Here is a 423-nt window from a genome sequence, read left to right on the forward strand (position 1 = left end):
TCAATCAGGTTCCAGTGCGCAAGGAAATTGGGCTCACCTTCGCCAATGCGCTGCGCTCCATTCTGCGCCAGGACCCGGACATCGTGATGATCGGTGAAATTCGCGATACGGAAACGGCGGAAATCGCCGTTGAAGCTGCGCTGACGGGCCACCAGGTGCTGAGCACGATGCATTGTAATGACGCCGCCGGTGCGATCGCGCGTCTCGACGACATGGGCATTGCGCCATTCCTTATTTCATCGTCATTGCTGCTCGCCTGCGCGCAGCGCCTCACGCGACGCATCTGCCTCGGCTGCAAGGAGCCGGTCACCTACCCGCAACAGATGTATCGTGATCTTGGCATCCCTCAGGGCTACTTCGATGGTGTGCAGATTTTCCGCGGCCGCGGCTGCGAACGTTGCAACAACACGGGCTACGCTGGAC

General features: G+C 60.0%; 1 protein-coding gene. It reads left to right on the top strand.

All coding sequences use genetic code 11. From position 1 onward, the window contains the following. Positions 1 to 14: 14 nt before the first annotated feature. Positions 15 to 423, top strand: a 409-nt coding sequence (locus I6F37_RS41495) for an ATPase, T2SS/T4P/T4SS family (RefSeq protein ID WP_225154595.1), incomplete at its 3' end; no start/stop codon positions are given.

The sequence above is a fragment of the Bradyrhizobium sp. NBAIM08 genome (genome assembly GCF_020193935.1).
In the GTDB taxonomy this organism is placed as follows: domain Bacteria; phylum Pseudomonadota; class Alphaproteobacteria; order Rhizobiales; family Xanthobacteraceae; genus Bradyrhizobium; species Bradyrhizobium yuanmingense.